This window comes from Bradyrhizobium sp. Crot121, from assembly GCF_059512385.1.
On sequence record NZ_JCAMOR010000465.1, the window covers coordinates 1 to 378 of the forward strand.

Below are 378 nucleotides of genomic sequence, written 5' to 3' on the forward strand. Positions count from 1 at the left end.
TGGATCGATTTGCTTTCGACATGTTCGATGCCCGTAATGTAGAGGAAGTGGTACTCATAATAGTTGACGATGAATCCTTCCATCTGGGCTGGGTCCATGCCGCCGTACGGTTGGGCCACGTACAGAACGGGCACCCCGAGATCTGGGAAGATGTCGCGGGGCATGCGATCGAGCGCCAGAAAGCCCACCCATGCGACGGCGATAACCATCGTCAGAAGCGAGATCGGCCGTCGTAATGCGAACGACACTAGTTTCATTGTGCCGCCACAGCCCGCGCGACATCGCCTGTGCGGTCGGGCGCGCCTCGACGGTGCCAACAAAAAGCAGCCGTACGCTTCGGGGAAAAATGGCACATAGCACGGTCCAAGTCCTCAGCCC

Annotated in this window: 1 protein-coding gene; it reads right to left on the reverse strand. The window is 58.5% G+C overall.

Annotated elements, in window-relative coordinates; genetic code table 11:
* Window positions 1–257, reverse strand: a 257-nt coding sequence (locus tag AC5ZGW_RS47500; protein WP_496114322.1) for an efflux RND transporter permease subunit, incomplete at its 3' end; no start/stop codon positions are given.
* Window positions 258–378 lie beyond the last annotated feature (121 nt).